The organism is Oceanobacillus sp. FSL H7-0719 (assembly GCF_045040795.1).
Lineage (GTDB): Bacteria > Bacillota > Bacilli > Bacillales > Amphibacillaceae > Oceanobacillus.
Genome location: NZ_CP150301.1, coordinates 1,771,750 through 1,796,113 on the forward strand (window position 1 = coordinate 1,771,750; position 24,364 = coordinate 1,796,113).

General features: G+C 38.2%; 23 protein-coding genes. 9 read left to right on the top strand and 14 right to left on the bottom strand.

What is annotated here, in order from left to right:
* Positions 1–75 precede the first annotated feature (75 nt).
* Together NST93_RS09480 and NST93_RS09485 are read left to right on the top strand one after the other, a co-directional pair.
* Positions 76–1,800 carry a SulP family inorganic anion transporter gene (locus tag NST93_RS09480; protein ID WP_405103480.1) on the top strand — a complete coding sequence of 575 codons (1,725 nt, stop codon included), beginning with the start codon at positions 76–78 and terminating at the stop codon, positions 1,798–1,800.
* Positions 1,801–2,040: 240 nt separating this feature from the next.
* Entirely contained in the window at positions 2,041–2,241 is a 201-nt protein-coding gene (locus tag NST93_RS09485) for a cold-shock protein (protein WP_405103482.1), read from the top strand.
* A 135-nt stretch (positions 2,242–2,376) separates the two neighbouring features.
* Here NST93_RS09485 and NST93_RS09490 read toward each other — a convergent pair whose 3' ends face one another.
* Positions 2,377–3,300 carry a manganese-dependent inorganic pyrophosphatase gene (locus tag NST93_RS09490; protein ID WP_405103484.1) on the bottom strand — a complete coding sequence of 308 codons (924 nt, stop codon included), beginning with the start codon at positions 3,298–3,300 and terminating at the stop codon, positions 2,377–2,379.
* 228 nt (positions 3,301–3,528) lie between these two features.
* Here NST93_RS09490 and NST93_RS09495 point away from each other — a divergent pair, with 228 nt between their 5' ends.
* Positions 3,529–3,987 (top strand): DinB family protein, encoded by a 459-nt coding sequence (locus NST93_RS09495; RefSeq protein ID WP_405103486.1) that lies wholly within the window; start codon positions 3,529–3,531, stop codon positions 3,985–3,987.
* A complete protein-coding gene (locus NST93_RS09500) occupies positions 3,984–5,087 on the top strand; it encodes an NAD(P)/FAD-dependent oxidoreductase (RefSeq protein WP_405103488.1) in 1,104 nt (367 codons plus the stop codon). The genes NST93_RS09495 and NST93_RS09500 overlap by 4 nt, the downstream gene beginning before the upstream one ends.
* Positions 5,088–5,847: 760 nt before the next feature.
* On the opposite strand, the gene NST93_RS09505 is transcribed toward NST93_RS09500, so the two are convergent.
* Both NST93_RS09505 and NST93_RS09510 read right to left on the bottom strand, forming a co-directional pair.
* Positions 5,848–6,264, bottom strand: a complete 417-nt coding sequence (locus tag NST93_RS09505; protein WP_405103490.1) for a universal stress protein — start codon at positions 6,262–6,264, stop codon at positions 5,848–5,850.
* A gap of 66 nt (positions 6,265–6,330) precedes the next feature.
* Positions 6,331–6,984, bottom strand: a complete 654-nt coding sequence (locus tag NST93_RS09510; protein ID WP_405103492.1) for a YitT family protein — start codon at positions 6,982–6,984, stop codon at positions 6,331–6,333.
* A 335-nt stretch (positions 6,985–7,319) separates the two neighbouring features.
* Here NST93_RS09510 and NST93_RS09515 point away from each other — a divergent pair, with 335 nt between their 5' ends.
* On the top strand, positions 7,320–7,856 hold the full coding sequence (locus NST93_RS09515) for a cupin domain-containing protein (RefSeq protein WP_405103494.1): 537 nt from the start codon (positions 7,320–7,322) through the stop codon (positions 7,854–7,856).
* 100 nt (positions 7,857–7,956) lie between these two features.
* On the opposite strand, the gene NST93_RS09520 is transcribed toward NST93_RS09515, so the two are convergent.
* Positions 7,957–8,196 carry a DUF362 domain-containing protein gene (locus tag NST93_RS09520; RefSeq protein WP_405103496.1) on the bottom strand — a complete coding sequence of 80 codons (240 nt, stop codon included), beginning with the start codon at positions 8,194–8,196 and terminating at the stop codon, positions 7,957–7,959.
* 271 nt (positions 8,197–8,467) lie between these two features.
* On the opposite strand from NST93_RS09520, the gene ytaF reads away from it, so the two are divergent.
* On the top strand, positions 8,468–9,085 hold the full coding sequence (gene ytaF, locus NST93_RS09525) for a sporulation membrane protein YtaF (RefSeq protein ID WP_405103498.1): 618 nt from the start codon (positions 8,468–8,470) through the stop codon (positions 9,083–9,085).
* A 220-nt stretch (positions 9,086–9,305) separates the two neighbouring features.
* Here the strand turns inward: ytaF and NST93_RS09530 are convergent, their stop codons facing one another.
* Entirely contained in the window at positions 9,306–10,205 is a 900-nt protein-coding gene (locus tag NST93_RS09530; RefSeq protein ID WP_405103500.1) for an AEC family transporter, read from the bottom strand.
* A gap of 187 nt (positions 10,206–10,392) precedes the next feature.
* Here NST93_RS09530 and NST93_RS09535 point away from each other — a divergent pair, with 187 nt between their 5' ends.
* On the top strand, positions 10,393–11,244 hold the full coding sequence (locus NST93_RS09535; RefSeq protein ID WP_405103502.1) for a S1 RNA-binding domain-containing protein: 852 nt from the start codon (positions 10,393–10,395) through the stop codon (positions 11,242–11,244).
* A gap of 66 nt (positions 11,245–11,310) precedes the next feature.
* Here NST93_RS09535 and NST93_RS09540 read toward each other — a convergent pair whose 3' ends face one another.
* On the bottom strand, positions 11,311–11,592 hold the full coding sequence (locus tag NST93_RS09540) for a hypothetical protein (RefSeq protein ID WP_405103504.1): 282 nt from the start codon (positions 11,590–11,592) through the stop codon (positions 11,311–11,313).
* Between the two features lie 230 nt (positions 11,593–11,822).
* Here NST93_RS09540 and NST93_RS09545 point away from each other — a divergent pair, with 230 nt between their 5' ends.
* Positions 11,823–13,520 carry a M3 family oligoendopeptidase gene (locus tag NST93_RS09545; protein WP_405103506.1) on the top strand — a complete coding sequence of 566 codons (1,698 nt, stop codon included), beginning with the start codon at positions 11,823–11,825 and terminating at the stop codon, positions 13,518–13,520.
* Positions 13,521–13,702: 182 nt separating this feature from the next.
* Positions 13,703–14,488 carry an HAD family hydrolase gene (locus tag NST93_RS09550; RefSeq protein ID WP_405103508.1) on the top strand — a complete coding sequence of 262 codons (786 nt, stop codon included), beginning with the start codon at positions 13,703–13,705 and terminating at the stop codon, positions 14,486–14,488.
* A gap of 79 nt (positions 14,489–14,567) precedes the next feature.
* Here the strand turns inward: NST93_RS09550 and opp4A are convergent, their stop codons facing one another.
* The 8 genes from opp4A to leuC all read right to left on the bottom strand — a co-directional run bounded on the left by opp4A (position 14,568) and on the right by leuC (position 24,339).
* Entirely contained in the window at positions 14,568–16,436 is a 1,869-nt protein-coding gene (opp4A, locus tag NST93_RS09555; protein ID WP_405103509.1) for an oligopeptide ABC transporter substrate-binding protein, read from the bottom strand.
* Positions 16,437–16,595: 159 nt separating this feature from the next.
* A complete protein-coding gene (locus tag NST93_RS09560; protein ID WP_405103511.1) occupies positions 16,596–17,501 on the bottom strand; it encodes an ABC transporter permease in 906 nt (301 codons plus the stop codon).
* Between the two features lie 30 nt (positions 17,502–17,531).
* Positions 17,532–18,494, bottom strand: a complete 963-nt coding sequence (opp4B, locus tag NST93_RS09565) for an oligopeptide ABC transporter permease (RefSeq protein WP_405103513.1) — start codon at positions 18,492–18,494, stop codon at positions 17,532–17,534.
* 7 nt (positions 18,495–18,501) lie between these two features.
* On the bottom strand, positions 18,502–19,434 hold the full coding sequence (locus NST93_RS09570) for an ABC transporter ATP-binding protein (RefSeq protein ID WP_405103515.1): 933 nt from the start codon (positions 19,432–19,434) through the stop codon (positions 18,502–18,504).
* On the bottom strand, positions 19,421–20,431 hold the full coding sequence (locus NST93_RS09575; RefSeq protein WP_405103517.1) for an ABC transporter ATP-binding protein: 1,011 nt from the start codon (positions 20,429–20,431) through the stop codon (positions 19,421–19,423). Before NST93_RS09575 ends, NST93_RS09570 begins: the two co-directional genes overlap by 14 nt.
* Positions 20,432–21,178: 747 nt before the next feature.
* Entirely contained in the window at positions 21,179–22,159 is a 981-nt protein-coding gene (gene ilvA / locus NST93_RS09580; protein WP_405103814.1) for a threonine ammonia-lyase, read from the bottom strand.
* 176 nt (positions 22,160–22,335) lie between these two features.
* Positions 22,336–22,917: a 3-isopropylmalate dehydratase small subunit gene (gene leuD / locus NST93_RS09585; RefSeq protein ID WP_405103518.1), complete on the bottom strand. Its 582-nt coding sequence runs from the start codon at positions 22,915–22,917 to the stop codon at positions 22,336–22,338.
* A 15-nt stretch (positions 22,918–22,932) separates the two neighbouring features.
* Entirely contained in the window at positions 22,933–24,339 is a 1,407-nt protein-coding gene (leuC, locus tag NST93_RS09590; RefSeq protein ID WP_405103520.1) for a 3-isopropylmalate dehydratase large subunit, read from the bottom strand.
* Positions 24,340–24,364 lie beyond the last annotated feature (25 nt).

A 24,364-nucleotide genomic window follows, 5' to 3' on the forward strand; every position in this document is an offset into this window, starting at 1 on the left:
ACAGAATGTCAGCAAAAAATAATAAAACAAAATATGGTATGATTTAGGTAGTATATTTTAGGAGCTGAGGTAACATTGATCAAAGACAATCGGTTCAATAGGTTAACTGCCAATGATTTGAAACGAGATTTGGTTGCAGGTATTACAGTAGGGATTGTAGCAATGCCGCTTGGAATGGCTTTTGCTATTGCTTCAGGAGTGAAACCAGAATACGGACTTTACACGACAATCATCGCTGGGATTCTTGTTGCACTCTTCGGGGGTTCACGATATCAGATTGCCGGCCCTACAGGCGCCTTTATACCAATTTTGCTTGCGATTGTTTTAGAGTTTGGCTATGAAGATTTGTTAATCGCAGGATTCATGGCGGGAATTATACTCTTATTGATGGGTATTTTCAAATTAGGAAATCTTATTAAATACATCCCGCGTTCTGTAACAATTGGTTTTACTGCTGGGATTGCCATGATTATATTTACTGGGCAGATTGAAAACTTTTTAGGACTGGAAGGCATGGATAAAAAAGAATACTTCCATGAAAATATCATTCAGATTGCCCAAAACTTTTCTTCACTGAACTTTTACAGCATTTTCATTGCGATACTTGGTGTTCTGATTCTTATTTTCATCCCTAGGTTATTTCCACGTATCCCGGTTTTATTAATTGCCCTGATTATTCCTGCAGTAATTGCCTTCTTATTTTTCCCTGGAAAGGTGGAAACAATCGGTTCTGCATTTGGTGGCATCCCACAAAGCTTGCCATCCTTCCAATTACCTGATTTAAGCTGGAACAAAATAATCACCCTTCTGCAGCCAGCTTTTGTCATTGCCATGCTTGGCGGTATTGAATCCTTGTTATCTGCTGTTGTAGCAGATGGCATGACTGGAAAAAGACATAACTCAAACCGCGAGCTTGTTGGCCAAGGAATCGCCAACGTTGTTACTCCACTATTCGGAGGGATTCCTGCAACTGGAGCAATTGCAAGAACAGCTACAAATATTAAAAGTGGTGCAGCAAGTCCTTTCTCTGGAATCTTTCAGGGACTATTCGTTTTAATCACGATACTCTTATTTGCACCCTTCGCTTCTCATATCCCACTTGCAAGCATGGCGCCGATTTTGATGCGTGTTGCTCTTAACATGAGCGAATATAAGTCATTTGCCCATATCATTAAACTGAAATCAAGTGACGCACTCGTGCTCGCAGTAACCTTCCTGTTAACGGTATTTGTTAATTTAACAGTTGCCGTTCAGATTGGATTATTACTAGCAATGGTGTCCTTTGTGAAACGAATGAGTGAAGTATTAGCGGTTGAAAAAGTAATTCCTGATTTTATAAAGGAAGATGAAAAAAATGAGGTTAAAAACCTGGAATTCAAGTGCCCACAACTAGTCTTTTTTACAATTGAAGGACCATTATTTTTCGGTGCTGCTGATCGATTTGAGTCGATGATTACTCGTTCAATTAATCGTAAACCGGCTGTACTTATTTTAAAAATGAAGCATGTTTCATTTATTGATGCTACAGGCGGCGCGAATTTGACTTCACTAATTGGAGATTTTAAAAAACAAGGAGGAACAACACTGCTTGCTGAATTAAATGAGGAAGTATTAGATACGATAAAAGCCGGAGGGCTGTATGAAAAAATCGGTGCAGAGCATATTTTTTCGGATGCAAAAGAAGCAGTAGACTATGGTTTAACCCTAATTCATGTAGATAAATGTGCGATTTGTTCGAAAGTCGAAAAGAATGTCTGCCAGACTTTTCAGCAAAACAGAGAAAATAAGGAAATTAGTTAACAGAAAAGCGATGATTATCCGTTCATTTGACATTTCAGGGTACAAAGAACCATATTTCATTTTTTTACTCATTTCCTCAAAAACCACTTGCTTTATTTTTTTTTGGATGCTATACTTAAGTCAATTATTTATGTTCGGTAGGAATAAAGATAGAACTAACACGTAAGTCGTTATCGTCTTGAATTGTCAACTTGAACAAAAATAGTAATAAACGTGCACAAAGCACATGGAGGTTTTTTCATGAACACAGGTTCAGTAAAATGGTTTAACGCAGACAAAGGTTTCGGTTTCATCGAAGTTGAAGGTGGAGACGATGTATTCGTACATTTCTCAGCAATCCAAGGCGAAGGCTTCAAAACTTTAGAAGAAGGTCAATCAGTTTCTTTCGATATCGAAGAAGGTAACCGTGGACCACAAGCAACAAACGTTGTTAAATTATAATAATTGAATGACGATAAAAGGTCTTCCAAATTTGGAAGACCTTTTTTAATAGAACAAAACAGAAGCTCCCTCTCAGCAATGTGCTAACTGGAGCATCAAAAAAATCCTGAAGCGGACTGCCTCAGGATTTTCTATTTATTTTACAAATTCATCTGTCAATGTTGTGACAATTTGTTTCTTACGTGAGACAACACCCTTTAATAACGCGCGGCGATTAGTCAATTCAACCTCAAAACCAGTCGCTACTTTGCCTTGTCCCTCTCCAAGCGCCAGAACCTCTGAATCATTATTCAAGATGTCAGTTACTACAAATAAGAACAAATTAAGATTCTTAGCTTCGATAATTTTATTCATTTCCGCTTCAATTTCTTCCTGTTTTTCATAAATAGAATTCGTATCTACTGTATTGATTTGAGCAATTTCCACTTTCGCGTCGCCCATTGTAAATTCCTTTGCATCCATTGTCAAAAGATCTGCGACAGACTTATCACTTAAATCTGCACCAGCCTTCAACATATCGAGTCCGTATATCTCAAGTTCTACATCAGCTAAAGCAGCTAATTCATGCGCTACTTTCACATCCTCATCCGTACATGTTGGTGATTTCAATAATAGAGAATCGGAAATAATTGCTGATAACAATAACCCAGCCATTTCTTTTGAAAGCTCTGCGTTATTTTCCTTGTACATTTTATGAATAATTGTTGCTGTACAGCCGACAGGTTCAGCACGGAAATACAGAGGTTCTTTTGTTTCGAAATTCGCAACACGGTGATGATCAATAACCTCTGTAATTTTAGCTTCCTGGATATTTTCTGCAGATTGCTGGAATTCATTATGGTCAACGAGAATCACTTCACTGCCAGCTTCTACCTTCTCAATTAGCTTCGGAGCATCCACTTTAAAATGATCAAGCGCAAATTGTGTTTCCTTGCTTACCTCACCAAGTCTTGCAGCTATAACCTCTTCTCCAAGTTTTCCTTTCAAATCTGCATAAACAATAGCAGAACAAATTGTATCTGTATCTGGGTTCTTATGTCCAAAAACTAATTTTGCCATTTAACTTCTCCTTCTCACTTAATCGTTTAGAATTAAATTGATATAGTTCAAATTTTATCATATCAAATATCTCCTTTCAATCTACATCGAAAGCACTTTTGGCTTCATTCCATTTATCAGAATCGCAGAACGTTTTACAATCTCACCTAGAAAAGCTAAACTATAGAGGAACTATAATAAAAAAACGAATGAACGTTCTTTCATAGACGCATTTTTAGGAGGATATTTATGTCGAGAAAACAATTCAATCTTAGCAGAACAGCTTTACTTACATTTATACAGGATATAGATGAGGATACTGCAGATATTCAAGCAAAATATTTTAACAATACATTACGCTGGCATGTTGGCCATGTCCTAGTTGTTACGGAAAAGTTATTGCTTCGTTACCCTAAAAAGTCAGAACATATTCCTGCAAACTATGCAGACCTGTTTGGTCCAGGAACAAAGCCTGGAGACTGGGAGGAACAAGCACCAACATTGAAGGAACTGACATCATACTTAGAGAACCAGCAGGAACGCATTAATAACTTTGAAGATCTTTTCTGGAAAACGAATGTAACCTTTAAAGTTCCTTTTGGAAGCATTGAAACATTCGGTGATTTGCTGATTATGCTTAGCCACCATGAAACAGAGCATTTAGGTAAAATGAAAGCAATGCATCAGGTTGTGACTTACGAAAAATGAGGAAAAAGGTAGTCATTATTGGCGGGGGAATTGTTGGTGCAAGTGCAGCTTATGCCCTCTCTAAACAAGCAGTTGAGGTCATCCTCATTGACCGGGCCGATGCTGGGCAAGCAACAGATGCTGCAGCTGGCATCATTTGTCCTTGGCTGTCTCAACGAAGAAATAAAGCATGGTATCGATTAGTTAAAGCTGGAGCTGCCATGTATCAAGGATTAATTGAGTCCTTGGAAGCAGACGGGGAAACAGATATCGGTTATAAGCGTGTTGGAGCCTTGAGTATTCATACGGATCAGGATAAACTTATCGCCATGCGGGACCGTGCTTTGAAACGCCGTGAAGATGCTCCGGAAATCGGGGATATTCATCTATTAAATGAGGTAGAAACAAAGAAAAAGTTCCCATTGATTGCCGATGGCTATCAATCTGTTTTTGTAACAGGAGCTGCTCGTGTAGATGGCAGAAAGCTGCGGAACGCAATGCTTTCTGCAGCTGAAAAACATGGAGCAAAAATTATACATGGGGATGCACAGTTGCATATAAAGGACTCGCAAGTGACCGGTGTTAAAGTAAATAACTCCGCAATATCAGCGGATCAAGTTATCGCAGCAGCTGGCGCCTGGATCGATGATTTAATCAAGCCGCTCGAAAGAAAACTTGATGTGAGACCTCAAAAAGCACAGATACTCCACCTCAAGTATGATGCAATTAATACCTCAAACTTGCCAGTGGTTATGCCGCCTAACGATCAATATCTGCTCAGCTTCGATGATCAGCGCTTTGTCATCGGCGCAACGCACGAAGATGAAGCAGGATATGATACTAGTGTTACCGCTTTTGGCATTCAGGATATTCTAAATAAAGCCTTAAGAATTGCACCTAAGTTAAATGACGGCGCAATAATTGAAGCGAGAGTAGGATTCAGGCCTATGACGCCTGGCTTCCTGCCGATTATTGGTTCCTTTCCGGATTATGATGGCCTGTTATTTGCTAATGGACTTGGAGCAACCGGACTTACAGCTGGTCCCTATCTTGGGCAGGAACTTGCAAAATTAGCACTTGGACAGTCAACTGAATTAAATTTAGAAGACTATCAGCTCTAAAAAAGGCTGGGACTTAACTAATACCAGCCAAATAAAAGACGAACATTATCGAATAAAAAGCTTTTAATGTTAACTTTTTACAATGGGATAATAATTCATAGTCGATAGAAAGTGCTGATTACCTTAATTCAGTATATTGCATACACCCCTGGAAAATTGCAGCCCGAATACACTTCGCTTTCCGCAGGCGGCTGATGAGCCATCGGTATGCTATCGCATACCGCCGTCTCACCGATGCCTCTCATCCCACAGGAGTCTCCGTGTATTCGGGCTGCTTCGTGCTGAAAATATTATCTAGTGTTCTTATTGAAGTAACAAAATAAAAGAACTTGTTGGGAACACACTTGAAATTATGACAGTGTGTAGTCTAAAAACAATATTACAATAATTAACGTGCATATCTTCTGACATCATTCAATGAGATAACCATCCGTTTTTAGCCGGAACAGTCCAAATACTCCGAGACTCCAGTGGGAGCCGAGGCATCGGTAAGACCGCGTAGTGCGTAGCACGAAGGCAGATTAAGTACGCCACGTCCTGTGGCAACATCTGCATTAGCACGTCCTGTGCGTCGGAGCTTACCAGTCGCCCACGGAAAGCGAGGAGTATTTGGACTGTGGACTTCCAAAAGGAATAAGGGAAAGAGCAAACCTAAAGTTTTCTCTGAATTAAAATAATCAGGACTCCACTTAAAATCCGAACGAATTTAAAGTATCGTTCGGATTTTATTAATTCATATTTCTTTTGTCCCAACGTCCTTTCACTTAATAATTAGTACAGGACATGCTGCTCTTTTTGCAACCTTATGGCTGACGCTTCCAAGTATAAAAGATTGAAGCGGATTCAGTCCTCTGCTCCCTATGACAACACAGTCAAATTTGCGCTCATTTGCAAATTCCACAATTGTTTGTCCTGGCTCACCATGCAATACATGTGTGCCAAAAATAGATTTTGATTCGTCTAGCAACTCACGAATGGGACGGATTTTTTCTTTTCGCTTCTTTTCAATCTCAAATTTAGTTGAAGCATGCAATACATCTTTCTTTGCTGTACCTCCGTCAACAACATACACAGCATCAATTGTGCCATCAAATTTATTAGCGAGTGCAATGGAATATTCGGCAGCTTTAATTGAATGATCTGAACCATCAACTGCTAAAAGAATTCTTTTAAACATTCAGCTCACCCCTTATTTTTACTACGTTTACATATTACTGCCGCACATCATCTAAGACCGCATTCTTTAGCTTAGTCTTTCCTTTTGTTCTGACTGACTCTTTTCATCGAGCATTAATTCAATCCGTTTTAGCCAATCACGAACTCTTATATAGGTCATTTGAAAAATCGGACTTTGGATAAACGTAAATACAAGTGAAAAAACAAAAACAGGACCACCTATTAGAAAACCAATTACTAAAACAAGTGATTCCACCATAATACGCACCCGCCCAATCGATATTCCTGTTTTATCTGATAAGGAGAGCATGAACCCATCACGCGGACCGGAACCAACTCCTGCAGCATTATATACACCGCCGCCAATTCCCATAATTATAATTCCTGAGATAATCACTAATACATCGGTCCACGCATGATTTGCTTCCGGCAAAAAACCGAGCCATAAATAAGCATCTACACATAATCCAACTAGAAACGCATTCAAAAATGTACCGATTCTAATATAACTTCGGTCTAAAAAAAGTGAAATGACAATCAGCAAGGCAGAAAAAATAATGCTCCAAGAGCCAATCGATAATCCAACTTCTTCATAAAACGCAACATTCAGCACTTCCCATGGATGGATTCCCAAATGCTTCACATTAATTGTCATCGTAATTCCCAGACTAAAAAGCATAATGCCGATTGCAAATAATGCCCAATGTAACGCATGCTTCAAATCCATCCCACCTTACCCTGACTTTTCCCATACTATATCATATTTTGAGAATAAACGGATAATCTATCATTCACATCAAAATATTGCTAAACCAATTAATGCCCTTTCGCCCGCATTCTGCACGCCATTTGGAATGCGGATTTCCTAAACAACAGCAAAGCAGAAAAAATAAAATCATTACTAATTTGATTGAACAGGAATCTATTGTACTTCTACAAGCTAGATGTGGACTCATTTTTAAATTCGGTCAAGTTTTCTTCTTATTTTAGGCTTAAACACAATAAACCGAGTCTGCATAGTATAGCATGAGAATAATCGAAAGGAATTGATTTTACATGAACAATGGATATCCATATTATTATTATCCACCGGTACACTACCCATACCCAGCAGCAAGAGCGTACCAATCGTATCCGCAGCATACAGATGAAAGAAGATATCATCCCTTGCCAAATCAGATAGAACCAATTGAAAGACAGCAGGATTTTGGCAATAATCCTTATGTAGTTGATATTGAAGAAGCGACAGAAAGAAACCGGGCTTTCCGGCGGGCGATTTGGACGGGAAGGCATTTGCAGGTTACATTAATGAATATTCGTCCTGGAGCGGATATTGGGCTTGAACGACATCCGAATACAGATCAGTTTATACGAATTGAGGAAGGCCATGGTATTGTTCAAATGGGGAATAGCCAAAATAACCTGGATTTCCAGAGACGTATTGAAGAAGATGATGCAATTATGATTCCCGCAGGCAAGTGGCATAATGTCAGAAACACTGGAAGAGAACCTTTAAAACTATTCTCTGTTTATGCACCGCCAGAACATCCTCATGGAACACTTGAACGAGAAGAGTTGGATAACTATCAATAAAGAGCTGGACAGCTTAACCCCACTCTATTTATTAATGGATTAAAAAGGTACCAATCATTCATATAAGATGATTGGTACCTGTATTTCCCGCTATCTCTTTTTAACGATTTGCAAAAAATGCTTCTGCTTTTGTAAGAAATACCTCTTGCTCTGGAGCCAAATCGTATTCTTCTTCTATCGCATCAACCGGGCAAACTGCTTTGCAGGCTGCACAGTCAATACAGACATCTGGGTCAATATAAAACTGATCCGGGCCCTCTACTATACAATCAACAGGACAAACACTGACACATTCTCCAGCTTTCTCCCCTTGACAAGGATCTAATATAACAAAAGCCATTTACTGTTTACCTCCCCCTAAATAATCTCTTCTTTAAATGATAATGCTTTACTTTCTGAAAGTAAATGAATTCGCCTGTTCCCCGTTCAAAAAGCGACTGCCTGTATTAATGTCAAAGCTAAAACGAACCTTGTTTATAATTTTTGTTCCGTACTTTTCTATTAACAGAGGCTTGAAAAGTGTTCATTATTAAACAGCTTGATGCGCCCAAACATTGCAAATGGGTTTTCATACAATAATTTAGTTAGTTCACTGAAAAGGGATGAATATGATGCCTGATTTTACTGGAATATTATTACTAGTAATTGCAGTTAGTATCGATGGGTTTGGGGTTGGTATCAGTTATGGAATACAAAAAGTAAAAGTGCCTCTGCTCGCAATATTAATGATTATATTCTGTTCGGGCTTAACTGTTTTTACTGCAATGCTTCTTGGCGATATGATTAAATCCTTCCTATCACCTGCTTTTTCAGAATATATGGGTGGGGTCTTATTGATTTTACTAGGGCTATTCACTTTAAATAATATCATGCGATCGAAGAGGAAGAAAGATGCGACAACGGAGAACGGAACAAAATTACAGGATATGAAAAAAGTGCTGCGCTCCCCTGCAAAAGCAGACCTTGATCGCTCGGGAATAATTTCTATTAATGAAGCCGCATTTTTAGGTATTGCACTTGCTCTCGATGCGTTTGGAGCAGGAATTGCAGCCAGCTTTCTTGCTTATTCAGCAGTGATTACCGCAATCCTTGTTGCAATTATGAGTGGTGTCTTTCTTATTTTTGGGCTGCGGCTTGGTCTCTTATTAGCCAAATATAATGATATACAATTTTTCACTTACCTCCCCCCCATTCTCTTAATAACCATTGGCGTATTTAATCTCATATAACACAATGCTCACATCATTAAATCCTAATTAAACTTATTAAAATGCTATTCATCGTTCAGAATAAAAATAAATGCTCTATCTTAGACTAGGATAATAAGCGGCGTATCTTCTAACAGAATGCATTACAGGAAAGATTCGTTTCGCCAGGAGCAGTCCAAAACTTTTCTGCAACAAAATGATATAAACAAAAAAGATTAGGAGGCTCTCTAATCTTTTTTGTTTATAAGCTTAATAAATTCAGTACCACAGAGATTGAAATAATACTTACTACTGTAGCGATGAAGGTGATACTCGAAACCAAATCTGGTTCGGTATCAAATTCAATAGCATACATTGTTGTCGTTGCAGCAGTTGGCATAGCTGCAATAATAATCAGCAATGAACCAAGCAGTGGCTCTACATCAACAAGCAGTACAAATATATATGCAACAATCGGCGCAACAATCATTTTTAAAGAAACAGCAGAAATGATAACCTGCCAATTAAGTTTCAGCATGGTCATCGAGCCAAGCTGCATACCAAGAACCAGCATCATTACAGGAATAGAAGCTTCTCCAACTATCGAAATCATCGAATGCAGGGATTCGGAAATTGGTATATCTAACACTTGGCAAAGCACACCTAAAACAGCGGCATACGTTGTAGGCATCTTTAACACATTTAAGAAAGCCTGCTTCATTCCATTCGCGCCACGTGATGCATAATAAATGCCGAAAAAGTTATTCATCAGTCCCTGAATAACCATAATAAATACGGCGTATGGCACAGCGGCCGGTCCGAGACTGAACAGCACGACAGGCAGTCCATAGTTGCCCGAGTTCATAAACCCTGTTGCAAGAATCGAGGCACTTTCTACCTGAGGGGACCATTTAAATATCTTACGCAAGATTTTATTGCAGACAACCATAAATGCAAGCAGAACAAACATAAATATAATAATGATTACAAATGCTGAAGTGAAATCTGCATCATACAATGTTATAAATATCAGTGCTGGTGATAATATATATAATGTAATTGCTGAAACAGAACGCACATCCATCGCCCGCAAGCGCTGAAGTGTAAATCCAGCTACAAACACAAGCATTATTGGTAAAATAACTTCAAAAAATAAGGCCAATATAATCTCTCCAATTTGTCTTGCTGATAAACAATTTATTTCTATCTTACCATAACGCATATTGATTTTTGTCGAAAGTTTATTTATTATTGTGAAACTAACATCTCATGGCCATCTATGGTACGATAGAAAAAGACAAATTGTACGACTAAGAAACAGGATAAGAGATAAGAAAGAAGTGTGAATGATGACATTACCATTAGGAACGATTCAAACGATGAAGGTATTACGAAAAATTGAGACAGGATATGTTCTTGGACAAGGTGAGGCAGAAGCACTGCTTCATCATAACGAAGCCAGCAGTGAACTAGAAGAAAACCAGGAAATAGATGTTTTCCTTTACAAAGATAAAAAAGGAAATACGGCAGCTACTACAACATTGCCAACAGTACAAATTGGTAAGCATGATTGGGCTGAAGTTGCAGAAGTTATACCGAAGCTTGGAGCTTTTGTAAATATCGGGATTGCAAAAGAAATCCTCGTATCAAATGATGATCTCCCGCCATTTCGTTCGATTTGGCCACAGCCTGGTGACAAACTTTTAATATCTCTTGGATTGGATTATAGAGATCGTCTGATTGCTGAACTTGCAACAGGGAGTGTCATCGCAGACCTCTTTACTGCAGCACCGGAAACTTTATTGAATCAGAAAATCCAAGGAAGAGTTTACTATTCAAGCAGAGAAGGCACGGAAGTAATAACTGAAGATGGCTACCGCGGCTTTATTCACCATACCGAGCGAAAAGCAGAACCACGTTTGGGTGAACAAATAAACGGTCGTGTAATTGATGTAAAAGAAGATGGTACAATTAACATTTCATTAAGACCAGTAAGAAAAGAAAGTATACCATTAGATGCCGAAGATATTTTACAGCATTTAGAAGCAAACAACGGCGTGATTCCTTTCAGCGATAAAAGTGATCCAGAGGATATCCGCGGTACATTTAATATTAGTAAAGCTGCATTTAAACGTGCACTTGGCAATTTGATGAAAGAAGGAAAAGTTGAACAGCATAATGGCAAGACTTACTTAAAGTAAAACAGAAAAAGAAAAAACATAAACCCTTCTTTGAAAAAGAGTTTATGTTTTTTCTTTAAGTATTTTTTAAGCCTCTGCACTTTGATATGCATCTAATACTGAAGTGATAATAAAGCCAATTGCTGCTGCAAACAAGGAAGCGATTCCCCATCCGCCAAAACCAGCACCTAAAAGATCTACTTTCGGAGCTACGGAAGCAATTGCTAATAATAACAAACCTACAAGCACAAAGAAAATGCTTGAATAATAGCATGCACTTGAATTCTTCGATACTTTTAATAACGTAATGTTAATAATAAGTACGAGCACCGTAAATACAGCCCCAAGTAATAAAACAGATTGTACCATGCTTTCACCCCATATAATAATATATATCTTATTATAGTCTACATTCGTTTAGCCTTAAAGTCAATCAAACGAAGTGAAGAAATTATGACAAGCTGCCCTATTTGTGGATAACCGAATTTCTCACTTACATTCATTAAATTTTTCTTCTCCTTCCCACTTCTGTTATAATTAAACTATATTTTTTCTTTTCATTAAAGTTAGTAAATTCAAGGAATATTAGGGGGTAAATCATGAAGAAATTTCAAGATTTTAAATACGAAAGACCAAATTTAATTGAAGAAAAAGAGAAGTTTAAAAGTTTGCTTGCTTCATTTGAGGAAGCGAATAATTTTGAAGAAGCAACAAAGGCAATTGATACGATTAACGTCCGTCGTAACCGTCTCTCCACAATGGCAAACTTAGTTTACATCCGTTCCTCTATCGATACAAATGATGCATTTTATAAAGAAGAAAAGAACTTTTTCGATGAAACATTGCCTGAAATTGAAGAAATGGATACAACGTTCTATAAACTTTTAGTTCATTCATCTTATCGGGAAGAACTCGAAGAAAAATATGGCACACAACTCTTCCAGCTAGCTGATAAAGCAATCAAATCCTTTGCTCCTGAAGCAATTGAATTAATGCAAAAGGAAAATAAATTAACAACAGAATATGGTAACCTTGTCGCCGCTGCTGAAATTGAATTCCAGGGTAATACATATACCCTCGCTCAATTAGCACCATTTAAACAATATAAAGATCGTAATATTCGAAAAGAAGCAGTTGATAAATCCTTCAATTACTATGCTGAAAACGGCGAGAAATTTGATCAGATTTACGATAAGCTCGTAAAAGTCCGGCATGAAATTGCTACAACGCTGGGATATAAAAACTTTGTTGAACTAGGCTATCAGCGCATGCAGCGGATTGATTATGATGCAGATATGGTGAATGTTTTCCGCAAGCAAGTCAGAGAAGTGATTGTTCCTTTAGCGACAAAGCTTTACGAAAGACAGGCAAAACGAATTGAAGTCGATTCATTTATGTTCTATGACGAAGACTTTAAATTCAAAACTGGGAATGCAGCCCCTAAAGGTTCTTCTGAATGGATTGTAGAGAACGGCAAGAAAATGTATGCAGAGCTTTCAGAGGAAACAGACCAATTTTTCCAATTGATGCTTGACCGTGAATTAATGGATCTTGAAGCGAAAAAAGGAAAAGAAAGTGGCGGATATTGTACATTTATCGAAGACTATCAAGTACCATTTATTTTCTCGAATTTTAATGGCACTTCGGATGATATTGATGTGCTTACACATGAAGCAGGCCATGCTTTTCAAGCTTATTCCAGCAGAACACTGGGTATCCCTGAATATATCTTCCCAACAAGTGAATCTGCTGAAATTCATTCCATGAGCATGGAATTCTTTACTTGGCCATGGATGGACCTATTCTTTAAGGAGGATACAGACAAATATAAATTCTCACATCTAGCAGGGGCTATTCAATTTATACCATATGGTGTCGCTGTTGATGAATTCCAGCACCGTGTTTACGAGAATCCAAATTGGACTCCAGCTGAAAGGAAGGCCGCATGGAGAGAAATTGAAGAGGTATATTTACCACATCGCAACTATGATGATAATGCTTATCTTGAAGCGGGTGGTCTATGGCAGAGACAATCACATATTTATGAAGTGCCTTTCTACTATATTGACTACACACTTGCACAGATTTGTGCCCTGCAGTTCTGGAAGAAAAATCATGAAAATCACGAAGCAGCATGGGAAGATTATTTAAATCTCTGTAAACTAGGCGGCTCAAAGCCATTTTTAGAACTTGTAGCAGCTGCTGATATTCGTTCACCTTTTGAAGAAGGAACAGTTAAAGAAACAATTGACATAGTTGAAGATTGGCTGAATAAAATAGATGATATAAAACTTTAAATCGCTTTTTAAACCAGATTTTCTTAAAATCTGGTTTTTCCTTTTAGCTGAATAGAAGTTATTTGGATTTATGTCTCCTCCCATCAAAACAAGCTTTCTAATAAATCTTGGATACGGAAGAAGCGATTATGATACACTGGGAATAGATATAATCGAAATACAGTAATAAAACGGAGGTTATTATGGATTACAGAGCAGTCTTTCTTGATATTGATGGCACAATTTTAATGCCAGATCATAGTTATTCCGAATCAACAGTCGATGCAATTAAGCAATTAACAGCACAGAATATACATGTATTTATTGCTACAGGACGTCCGCTGCATGAAATTCTCGGTCTTGGTTCCGAACTCGGCATCGAAAATTATATAGGATATAATGGCGCATCGGCAATTTACCAGGGCAAAGAAATTGTACATGAGCCACTGGATAAACAAATCATCCAGCAATTTTTGGAATTAGCTAAAAGCAAACAGCATGAAATGGTATTGTATACAAACCGCCAAAATTATTTTACTGCAATGGATGATCCAGTTACAAAAGCGTTTATTGAAACCTTTCAAATGAAGGAAAATACAAATGACCTTGACCTGAAAACTGCACAAATTTTAGGTGTAACATTGATGAAGTTAAAAGAGGAAGATGCTTCAGATTATGAGATTACTGAAAATATTCATCTATCCCGCGTAAATGTGCCTGGCATGCAGCACGCTTATGATGTAATAAGAGGGAATGTCAATAAAGGGGAAGCGATAAAAAAAGTGCTGCAGCATCTCAATTTAAATAAAGAGCAAACGATTGCTTTCGGAGATGGGTTGAATGATAAGGAAATGCTCTCGACTGCAGGAACAGGCTTCGCAATGGGGAATGCTGATCCGAAACTTCTCCCATATGCCAGTCATCGTACAACTGAAGTAAGTGAAGATGGTATTTTTAATGGTTTGAAACAGCTTGGACTTGTTAAATAATATTTATTCGCAGGGACAGCAACTTAAATTCCACTTCATTTAACCCATAAAAAAGACCCGCTTAGCGGGTCTTTTTTTATTATGGTAATAAAGGTTCTTCTTCAGTTAAACCAACTTCATGGTATCCATTCCAAGACGCTTGGATAGACCAGTCAGTAACACGGTTATTAACTGGAACTAATTTAGAACGGTAAAGTGTTGGGAATACTGGAATATCTTCTACCATTAATTCTTGCCATTCTTTGTACACTTCTTTACGATGTTCGATATCTAATGAAGCTGCAGAAGCACCATCTGCTAATAATGCATCACTTTCATCGCTAGCATAACGTGAGTAGTTATATGCAGCAGTACGTCCGTAAAGACCTCTTTGGTCAACGTCAGTACCTGTACCCCATGCACCTTGGTAAATATCGATTGCAGGATCATCCGCTTCTACTCTGTCATAGAATGAGTTGAATTCCATTAGACGGCCGTCAACTAATTCTACCTTAAGACCAACTTGCTCCCATGCTTGAATATAATAGTTCGCGATAGGCTCAGCAGTATCTCCACCTGACATGGAAGCAAAACCAATTGTTAATTCTTCACCTTCAGGGTTTTCACGGAATCCATCACCATCAGTATCTTCATATCCAGCTTCGTCTAAAATCTTCTTCGCTTCTTCTTGATCAAAAGAAGGAGTTTCGATTGTGTCATCGTGATAATCAGGGAATGCAGGAATAATTAATGTCGTACCAGCCCAGCGAAGACCATTGTAGAAACGCTCACCAACTGCATCGTTATCTACTGCATACCACATAGCACGACGTAAGTTAACGTCAGCCATCTTAGCATCTGGATCCATTTCTACTTCACCAGCACCATCTGGATTATCTGCATCAGCTGGTACCCATTTACCTAATTTAAATCCAATATAAGTGTATGAATTATCAATTTCACCTAAGAATTCAACATTTGAGAGCGTTTCTTCAACATCTGGATATTGATCTGTAGGAAAACTGTCTACAACATCAATTTCTCCAGTTTCTAATGCATTTGCAACTGTTTGTGGTGCAACAACTTTTAATGTAATACCGTCAAGTTTTGGAGCACCTTGCCAGTAATCTTCATTAGCAGTAAATGTTACAGACTCACCAGGTACAATTGTATCAAGAACGAAAGGACCAAAGCCAATCGGGTTTACACGAACTGCATCATGTTCTGGCATTTCAGCAATAGGAATTTCTTCAAAAATATGTTTTGGCAGTGGAGAAGTCCAAAGACCACTTGCAATTAGTGATGGGTTTGGCTCATTGAATGTAATTGCCAATGTTTTCTCATCAACAATTTCTAATCCTTCAATTGTCTCTGCATCACCCGCATTGTATTCTTCCATTCCAACAACATCTTCAATATAGTAATAACGTAAGCCAGTATATTCAGGGCTGCCGATTACTTCATACGCATATTGAAGGTCTTCTGCTGTTACAGGTTCACCATCGTGCCAGTTTACATTGTCACGAATTTTAATTGTAACAGTTGTTCCAGCTTCATCAATTTCCCACTCAGCTGCACCATCTTGTGTGTAGTTGAAGTTATTATCGTAAGCTAAAAGGTCTTCATCAAAGAACTTCATTACTTCATAATCCGGGTTACCTTCATAGAAGGCACGGTTTAAAACACCTTCGAAAACAGTGTCAGAAACTAAACCATAATTGAGGGTTCCGCCTTCAATTGCTTCACCTTCGTTCGTTTTATCTACGCCAAAGTCGTCGATAGAATAAATTCCATCTTCTCCTTCACCTTTTTCAGCATCCTCGCCATCATCTGTGCCTTCCTCTGTTTTCTTATCAGTATCTGTATCGCCTGATCCTTCATCAGAGTCATCGCCGCTACATGCTGCTAACACTAACAGTAGTACTAGCATCAAAGCAAAAAGCCACTTGCTAAAACTCGCTTTCTTCATCCTTTTAACCTCCCCTTTTATACGTTTCTTTTTATGCTGTCCGTATACTTTATACTTCCAGCTATATACTCAACATCAATATAAGGATTGATATTGATGTCAGTAATAAAGTTAAAAAACTGTACTGCTATCTTTGGGAACTGCCTGCCTTCTAAAGATTTAGCCTCTTCTTTGTCTTGAGTCTGCTGCACGTCTCAGTGCTTCTCCGACGTTTCTTACTGCAAGCATCAAGATAAGAATTAAGACTGCGGCCGGCATCCAAATCCACCATCTGTGTTCAAGTGTTTGTGGATTTGTTGCATAACTTAATAATGTTCCTAAACTGGGTGTGCTTTCCGGCAATCCGAATCCTAGGAAGGATAGACCGGATTCTAAACCAATATTTGCAGCTAAATTTAATGTCATCGTAACGATGATTAACGATGTAATATTTGGTAATACTTGTTTAAAGATAATATTAAAATTAGATGAGCCTAAGGTTTTTGAGGCTTGGGCATAATCCAGTTCTTTTTCCTGCAGTGCCTTGGATCTGATCAGCCTTGCTATCCCCATCCAAAGGAACAATGTCATAATGAGTGAGAATGTTACTGTGTTATAGTCTGGTACGATGGATATGAAAACAATAACAAGCATTAAGAACGGTAAAACTAAGAAAAAGTCTAAGATACGCATCATCACATTATCAACATGGCCACCAAAGTAACCTGCCACCACCCCATAGACAACACCGATAATTCCACTAAAGAGTGTCACTAAAATTCCAATTGTCAGTGAATTTCTTGTACCAATAATAAGCTGGCCGAATACATCTCGTCCGCCATAATCAGTACCTAAAATAAACTCTTCACCAGGCGGTTCGTTGATTGCAAATAAATCTACTTTTACAATTTCATTTTGATCTAATATCATCGATATGCCATATACAAATATAATAATTAGCACAAGAAATATAAATGAAACTAATGCTAACTTATCTCTTACCAATTCCCTCCAAAGTATACGAAGACCTGAGGGACTTTCACTTTTTGTTACTTCACTGTCCACATTCATATCTTTTACTTCCATTTTATAATCACCTCAGAGTTTTTCGAGTTTCTATTTTATACGAATTCTTGGGTCAACAATACTTAAGATAATATCCGATAATAATGCCCCTAATATCGAAGCGATACCGAATAGCAGCACCAATGCAGTTACAACACTATAATCTCTTTGTAAAATGGAGTCTAGGAACAACTGTCCCATCCCAGGATATCCGAATATTTGCTCAATAAAAACTGTACCTGAAATAAGACTTGTAATTTCCCAGCCAAAGAAGGCTGCAATTGGCAGTAATGAGTTTCTTAAAATATGTCTGTTATAAACCCGAGATTCAGAAGCCCCTTTTGCTCTTGCGGTAACAACAAAATCTTTTTGCTTCGTATCAACAATTTCACTTCTCAAATATTGTACCGTCGAGACTGTGGCAATTAAAGCCATTGAGAGTGCTGGCAACAATAAATGCCTCAGCTTACTCAAAACATATTCAAATGATCCGGGTGAAAGACCAGGTGCGACACTTCCACTTGTCGGGAACCAGCCAAACTGATAGCCGAACACCCATAGCATAACTAAAGCGAAGATAAATAATGGTGTTGCAAATCCTAAATAAGTATATCCTGTAATTGTCTGATCCAGCCATGTATCATTATAGCGCCCACTCGTGATACCCAGTGGTACTGCTATGATATATGTAAAAATTAATGTAACAACTGATAGCCAAAATGTATTAACCATACGCTGTTCGATTAAGTCCGATACAGGCATTTTAAATCGGAAGGAATCCCCAAAGTCACCTTGGACTGCTCCGCCAATCCAATTGGCATATTGAATATGCCAAGGATCATTCAATCCCAATCTTTCTCTGATTTGTTCTTTTATTTCAGGTGGCACGTTGGGATCAACTTGTCCTGTTAATGCATCACCTGGCATAAATTGCGCCATAACAAATATGATAATACTGAGTAAAACAACTTGCGGGAAAGTTATTAAAAGTCTTCTAACTATAAATTTCCACATATTTGAATCAACCTTTCTCTGGTAATGCAACTAGATGAGTATCTGAAATGTTTTTCAGGCCAAATGCCAGACCTTCATTATCAAAATAATCATCATAAGATTGCTCGTATTCCTTCTTCACTTCTTGGCGGAATGCATATTGTTTATCCCTATTCCGTGGATTAATATCAGGAATTGCCGCAATAAGACGTTTCGTATAAATATGCTGTGGATTATTAAAGATATCATCGCTTGTACCTTGTTCCACGTAACGGCCTTTATACATTATCGCTAACTCATCACACATATGTTTAACAATACCTAAATCGTGACTGATGAACAGATAAGTTAAATTCAGTTCTTTCTGAATATCTTGCATAAAGTTCAGTACCTGTGCCTGTACGGAGACATCCAGTGCAGACACTGGTTCATCTGCGATAATTAACTTAGGCTTCAAAGCAATGGCCCGTGCCACGCCAATACGTTGTCTTTGACCACCAGAGAATTCATGTGGATATTTTACAATCGATTCGGGACTAAGCCCGACCAATTCCAATAATTCTTGTACTCTCTTACGCTCTTGCCCTTTTGTAAGATTTTCATAGTTTCGAAGAGGTTCCGCAATAATATCTAAGACTCTTTTTCTCGGATTCAGAGATGAGTAAGGATCCTGAAAAATCATTTGAATATCTCTTCTGACATCTTTTGTTTTACTTTTTAATGATGTAATATCTTTGCCTTCGAATAGAACTTTACCAGCTGTAATGTTTTCTAAACCGATTATCGCTCTTCCAGTAGTTGATTTTCCAGAGCCTGATTCCCCTACAAGACCGTAAGTTTTTCCTTCCTCAATTGTGAGTGATACTCCATCAACTGCCTTAATATGTCCAACTGTACGATTGAAAACCCCGCCTTTGATTGGGAAATGCACCTTTAAATCACGAACTTCAAGAAATCCCATTTGTTTGTTCCTCCTTACCTTCATCTGGGAAGTAAAAATGACTATGACAGGTGCAACGTACGAAATGCCCTGGAGAAACCTCATGCAACTCTGGATTTTCTTCATGAGCCGACTCATCAATCCAAGGAATGCGTGCAGCAAATCGGCAGCCTTTTCGAGGCAGATTCTTCAGTGATGGTACAATCCCTTGAATCACATGAAGCTTGTCCTGTCCTTCAGCAGGTACAGAATTTAAAAGTGATCTTGTATAAGGATGCAAAGGATTCTCAAATAATGTATGCACATCTGCAATTTCTACTATCTGTCCCGCATACATAACTGCAATTCTATCAGCCATCTCGGCAACGACACCAAGGTCATGTGTGATTAGAATAATACCTGCTTCCATGTCATTTTTTAATTGTCGAATTAAATCCAGAATTTGCGCTTGAATGGTAACATCGAGCGCAGTTGTTGGTTCATCAGCAATTAATAGCTCTGGCTTGTTCGCGATAGCTATCGCGATAACAACACGCTGTCTCATTCCACCTGACAATTCATGTGGATATTGTTCATAAACATGTTCTGGGCGAGGTATTCCCACCATATTCAACAATTCAATTACGCGGTCATACCTTTGTTTTTTACTCATTTCTTGCCGATGAAGGAGTAATGTTTCAGAGATTTGCGCGCCAATTTCCATTAATGGATTAAGCGCAGTTAGAGGATCCTGGAAAATCATCGCGAGTTTATCCCCGCGGATTTTATTTAATTGAGCTGGTGCAGCTTTTGCTAGGTCAGTATCATTCAGCATAATTTTTCCATCGATTTTCGCACGGCTATGTAAACCCATTATTGAGAATGCTAGAGCACTTTTACCTGATCCAGATTCTCCAACAATACCAAGAACTTCATTTTTATTTAGTGTCAATGTAACATCATCAACCGCGGCATAATAATCATCGCCAATTCGGAAAGATGTTTTCAGGTTTTCGACTTTCAACAATTTATTACTCAAATTAATCCCCCTAGTGAATTAAATTTCTAATTACAAATGACCTTTACCTAAGGGCCATTAATCCCGACTTAAACTATCATAAGTTTCTGATAATTTAGATTTACTTGTTTGATTAATTTTACCATTTTTTTAAGTTAATGCAACTGTTAATTATTTTCTGATAATTTGGCTGTTATATATCCTGCTGACTCTAGCTGTTTATATTTTTTATTACTACAAGTTCCTCTTTTTCTCCTTCATAAATGAATTGTTAACAATCCTGTAAAACTCGTAATAAAATCGTAATAAAAAATATAATAATGTGATTATAAGTGAATAGTTGTGAAAAAGCAATATTATTAATAAACTTTCTTAACTGCTCTTTTCTCAATTATGTCGTTAATCATCCCCTCAATCATTGAAAATACTCGGTTTACTGACATTTCTTAAATTAAGAAAACATTAACTTTTACTTCATATTTTCTTAGATTTTTCATATAATACTAATCTTATAATTGAATTTTTTATATTTTTTCCTCTGTCAGAAAAGTTTTCATCGTATATCTTTCTATGGTAATTTTTCATTAAACCAATCCTTTATCTTGTAACTGTACTAATTGATTTTTTATGGAGTATATTACAGGCGAAGAATAATTTACAGTTTTTACTAGTAAGCCATGAATGAAGAGTTGGAGACCATTTGTCAAAACTTCATTTGACAAATAAAAAAACTCAGTCCTCCCCCCTAAGGGCAGGACTAAGCTTATATTAATATGCTAGAGATTTCTCTCTGTCAGCAGGAATGAAGCCATCTGCTAACTCTTGAATTTTTGACATCATTTTTATATCGAGATTCCCTCCACTGACAATTACTCCACAATGACGGGATTTTATTTGTTCATGATAGGCAAATAGCGCTGCTAAAGCCGCTGCTCCTGCACCTTCCATCAACGTCTTATTCCGTTCCAGCATAAATAGAATACTAGCTGAAATTTGTTCATCTGTAACAGTTACGATATCATCAACATATTTTTTAATTAATGGCAAGGTATGCTTACCAGGTTCTTTTACGGCAATTCCATCTGCAATTGTCTGAACCTCTGTTAAATGATGCGTTTCATTTGAATGAAAGCTCTTATACATTGCGGCTGCACCACTTGCCTGAACACCAATTATTCTAATATTCCGGTTCACATGCTTACATGCGGCCGCAACCCCGCTAATGAGTCCTCCACCACCAATGGGGACAATTACAGTATCAATACGATCTTCCTGCCTGAGCAGCTCCATCGCAATTGTTCCCTGACCCGTCATCACATCATAATCATCGAAGGGATGAATGTAAGTCATTTCACTTAGCTTCTCCTGTTTCTTTGAAGCTTGGTACGCTTCTTGAAAGCTTTCTCCAATAAGTACAACCTCCGCGCCATAATTTCGAGTGGCATGAACCTTGGCTAATGGTGTTCCCTCTGGCATAAATATTTTTGCTTTTGCACCTAGCTTCGCTGCTGCATACGCTACACCTTGGGCATGGTTACCAGCTGAGGCTGTAATAACGCCTTTGTTCAGTTCTTCTTCCGATAGCTGCATCAGCTTAAACGTTGCACCCCTGAATTTAAAAGCCCCTGTTTTTTGCTGGTTCTCCATTTTGCAATATACATTTTTCCCCACAATACGATCAATCGTATGGGAGGTTAATATTGGTGTTTGATGTACAATTGGCGCTAAGCGTCTCCACGCCTGATAAATTTTTTCACCTGTTAATAAATCCCCAAGAAAGCCACACTCCTTATTTTTAGAAGTTATTCAATAGTTTTTGAATAACCATTTTAGTTTCTTCCTATATTAATACCATATTTTTTATCTCTATATTATAGAAGAAACAGGATTTTTATTATCCAAATTTCCTATCCCTTCTATTATAATCACTTTTGTTGTTCGTATGTCATGATCTTGTCTTCCTGCAGCAAAGTTAAGGCAATATCATCCCAGCCATTCATTAGTTTCTCTTTGTGGTAGACAGGAATATCAAACGCTACTATTTTTCCAGTTTCATCCTTAATTGTTTGTTTCGCTAAATCTACATCTAAATGAAACGTATCTTCTTCGGCTCTTCTTGCCCATTCATTAATTTGTTCTTCATTCAGTTTTACGAGAATCATGCCATTTTTTAATGCATTATTATAGAAGATATCGGCAAAGCTTGGAGCAATCACTACTTTAAAGCCGTAATCATGCAAGGCCCAAGGTGCATGTTCTCTTGACGAACCACAGCCAAAATTTTCGCCTGCCAGCAGAATAGATGCCCCATTATATTTTGGTGCGTTCAAACTGAAATCATTTCGCAGTTCGCCATCATCACCAATACGCCAATTATAGAAAAGAAATTGTCCAAATCCAGTTCTTTCAATCCGTTTTAAGAATTGCTTTGGGATGATTTGGTCTGTATCAATATTCGCTCTCATTAATGGAAATGCTAACCCTTTATGCTGTTCTATCGCTTCCATATGACTCACTCCTCTTTAGCTCGGTACTCCTGCAAAATTACGGACATCTACGAAATGCCCTTCAATTGCCGCAGCTGCTGCCATTTCCGGGCTAACAAGATGGGTCCTGGCACGGTTGCCCTGTCTCCCTTCAAAATTACGATTCGAAGTAGAAGCACAGCGTTCTCCTGGTGGTACAATATCATCATTCATCCCTAAACACATACTGCATCCAGAGTCTCGCCATTCAAAGCCAGCCTCTTTAAAGACTTTGTCAAGACCCTCAGCCTCTGCTTGCAGCTTTACACTGAATGAACCAGGTACAACAATTGCTCTAATATTTTCCTTTACTTTTCTTCCATCAATAATTCTCGATGCCTTTCTTAAATCACTTAAACGAGAATTTGTACATGACCCAATAAATACATGCTGAATCTCAACAGAAGTAATCGGCTGTCCTTCTTCAAGCCCCATATATTCCAACGCTCGCTGTACTTCGTCACTGTTCACTGAATCACAAATATACGGAGTTGCACCACTAACTGGAACGCACATAGCTGGATTTGTACCCCAGGTAACCTGTGGTTCTACTTCACCCGCATCAATAACAACGGTATGATCATAGTTCGCTCCCGCGTCTGTTGCAAGTGAGAGCCACTCTTCACTAAGTTCATCAAATGCTTCTCCCTGCGGAACATATTCTCTGCCGCGCAAGTATTCTACTGTAGCTTCATCTGGACTAATTAATCCAGCCCTTGCACCAGCTTCAATAGACATGTTGCAAATTGTCATGCGTTCTTCCATCGAAAGTCTGCGAATTACATCACCCGTATATTCCATAACATAGCCAGTACCGAAGCGAACACCAAACTTTGCAATAATCGCCAAAATTAAATCCTTTGCTGTCACTCCTGGACCAAGATCTCCTTCAATCTTTACATTTAATGATTTTGGGCGTTCTTGCCATATTGTCTGTGTCGCTAAAACATGTTCAACTTCACTTGTTCCAATTCCAAATGCAAGTGCTCCAAAAGCTCCATGTGTTGAAGTATGGCTATCACCGCATACAATTGTTTTTCCAGGTTGGGTTAAGCCAAGCTGAGGCCCTATCACGTGCACAATTCCTTGATCCGGATGAAACATATCCGCGAGCTTAATACCGAAATCCTCACAGTTTTTTCTTAAGGTTTCCATTTGCTTACGGGAAATTTCATCTTTCACGACCTCCCTATTTTTCGTAGGAACATTATGATCCATTGTTGCATATGTTAAATCTGGGCGACGCACCTTGCGATTATTCAAGCGCAATCCTTCAAATGCCTGTGGTGACGTAACCTCATGGATAAGATGCTGATCAATGTAGAGGAGGTCCGGTTTCCCTTCCTCTCGATGGACAACGTGCTTCTCCCAAATTTTTTGAATAATAGTTTCTGGCTTCCCCATCTTTCTCACCTCACGATACACTTTT